Source organism: Streptomyces sp. NPDC020192, assembly GCF_044388685.1.
GTDB lineage: Bacteria > Actinomycetota > Actinomycetes > Streptomycetales > Streptomycetaceae > Streptomyces.
Map to the genome: position 1 here is coordinate 1 of NZ_JBIRXG010000115.1, position 2,227 is coordinate 2,227.

Below are 2,227 nucleotides of genomic sequence, written 5' to 3' on the forward strand. Positions count from 1 at the left end.
CCGTAGCGCTCGCCGGTGAGGAGGATCTCCTTGGCCGGTCCGAGTCCCACTATCCTGGCGAGGCGCCAGAAGTTGGCCATCAGGCCCACGTTGACCCCGGCCGCGACGAAGGACGCCTCGCTCGACGCGACACGAATGTCGCAGGCCAAAGCCAGCTCGAACCCGCCGCCGACGGCCGGGCCGTTGACCGCGGCGATCACTGGAGCGCGGAACCTCTCCAGGCCGTCGACGATCCGCTCGAAGTCCGCCACGAGAGCGGGCAGTTCGGTCCGGGTCATCCGCTGCTCCTGGGCCAGGTCCGCGCCTGCGGTGAACACGCCTCCGGCCCCGGTGAGGACGACCGCACGAATCTCCGGCTCTTCCTCCAGCCGATCGATGGCCGTCTTCAGGTGCGCCCGACTCTCCCAAGAGAGCGTGTTGACGGGCGGATTGCTGAGCGTGATCACCACGATGTGCGGGGTGTGGTGCCTCAGCTGGACTGCGCTCACTTCTCCTCCTTGGCCACGCCCGCGGCGAGCAGGGTCTCGATCTCGGATGGGCCGAAGCCGGCTTCGGTCAGCACGTCGGTGGTGTGCTCGCCCAGCAGCGGGGCCGGACGATCGATGACGGCCGGAGTGCGGGAGAACTTGACGGGCACGCCGATGTGCTTCACCAATCCCGCCGTGGGGTGTCCCACCTCGACGAGCATCCGCCTGGCCCGGACCTGGGGGTCGGAATAGACCTGAGCGATGTCGTACACAGGTCCGGCGGGGATGCCGTGCGGCAGGAGGATGTCCATCCACTGCTCGGTGGTGTGCTGCAGGAACCTCTTCTGCAGTTCCTCGGTCAGCGACGGGCGGTTGGTCATGCGGGACATCGGATCGGCAAACCGCGGATCCGTCCCCAGCCCCGGCCATGCCAAGGCCTCCACGAGGCGTTCCCACATCCGCTGACTGGGTGTGCCGACGGTCAGCCAGCCGTCCGCAGTCCGGAACGCCTCGTAGGGGGCCGCGAGCCGCATCTGCGAGCCGAGCGGGCCGGCTACCTGCCCGGTGGCGAACAGGACGGCGCTCTCCCAGACCATCAGGGAGATACCGGCCTCCAGCAGAGATGTGTCCACGTACTGTCCCTCGCCGGTACGCAGACGGTGGACATAGGCGGCGAGCACACCGTTGGCGGCCAGGAGCCCCGCGGTGAGGTCACAGATCGGCACGCCCGCCTTGACCAGCGCGCCACCGGGCTCCCCGGTGACGCTCATGATCCCGGACATGCCCTGGGCGACGAGGTCGTACCCGCCCCGGCCCGCCAGCGGGCCGTCCTGGCCGAATCCCGAGATCGAGCAGTAGACCAGCTGCGGGTTCCGTGTGGCGAGTCTGGGATAGTCGCAGCCGAGCCGCTCCATGGCGCCCGGCCTGAAGTTCTCGACGAGGACGTCGACTCCCGCGCTGAGTCTGCGCAGCGTGGCGGCTCCCCGCTCGTCCCGCAAGTCCAGGGCGATCCCGCGCTTGTTCCGATTCACCGCCATGTATGCCGGCGACTGGCCGCCGGGGAAGTCGGCTCCCCAGCCACGTAGCTCGTCGCCGACCGGACGTTCGACTTTGATCACATCGGCGCCCAGGTCGGCGAGGAGCGCCGCGCAATAGGCACCAGCCATCACTTGGCTGACATCCAGAACCCGCACGCCGTCGAGGGGACCCGCCATCGCATCTCCTGAGAACTCGCCGTGAATTTGTGCCGTATCACGGCACGCCCGTGCTACTATGCGACACAAAAGTAGGTGGGCAGTCAGGAGGCGTCAACGGATGCGCAGCGTTTTCACGACTTTCTCCGTGCTCGAAGCGCTCGCCGAGGCTCAGCCGGTCGGTGTGGGCGCACTGGCACGGGAACTGGATCTGCCCAAGAGCACCGTGCAGCGGAGTCTGACCACGCTGGCCCAGGTGGGGTGGATCCGCCCGCTGGACAGCAGCGGCCACACACGGTGGATACTGACGGCCAGGCCCCTGAAGTTGGCCGGGCACGTACTGCGCCACGAGCGCCTACTCCGTGAGGCCGCAGCGCCCGCGATGGCGGACCTCGCCCGGCAGACCCGCGAAACGATCCACCTGACGATCGTGGACGGTGACAGCGTGATCCTGCTGGACAAGATCGACAGCACGCACACCGTCCGCAACGTCTCCTGGGTCGGCGGTCGCGCTCCCCTCCATGCGTCGGCCTCCGGGCTGGCGATCCTCGCCCACCTGCCGGCGGA

3 protein-coding genes are annotated in these 2,227 nt (G+C 68.5%); 1 reads left to right on the plus strand and 2 read right to left on the minus strand.

The features are described from left to right. Window positions 1-488: enoyl-CoA hydratase/isomerase family protein (locus ACH47Z_RS47090; protein ID WP_399086796.1), on the minus strand; the 488-nt coding region annotated here is incomplete at its 3' end. After that, window positions 485-1,681, minus strand: a complete 1,197-nt coding sequence (locus ACH47Z_RS47095; protein WP_399086799.1) for a CaiB/BaiF CoA transferase family protein — start codon at window positions 1,679-1,681, stop codon at window positions 485-487. The genes ACH47Z_RS47095 and ACH47Z_RS47090, both read right to left, overlap by 4 nt. Before the next feature lie 100 nt (window positions 1,682-1,781). Between ACH47Z_RS47095 and ACH47Z_RS47100 the strand changes: the two genes are divergently transcribed. Next, the coding region (locus ACH47Z_RS47100; RefSeq protein WP_399086801.1) for an IclR family transcriptional regulator at window positions 1,782-2,227 on the plus strand (446 nt) is incomplete at its 3' end.